This window comes from Anaerosporobacter sp. (genome assembly GCF_965301125.1).
Map to the genome: position 1 here is coordinate 1 of NZ_CBDLAM010000191.1, position 210 is coordinate 210.

Genomic DNA, 210 nt, shown 5'->3' on the forward strand with positions numbered 1-210 from the left:
TACAATGCAGTTCTATAGATATCGAAAAGATCGTTATAATGATAATTATGGTCTTGGTATGTATATTGCTTCTGAAGTTGCTAAGGCATATGACGGGAAAATTACGTTTTATAATAAGAGTGAAGTGGGAGCTATTGTTACGATATCTTTCATAGTGCAAAATATGACATAAGAAAGAGAATTATGTAGAAAACAAATACTGAAAAAAAA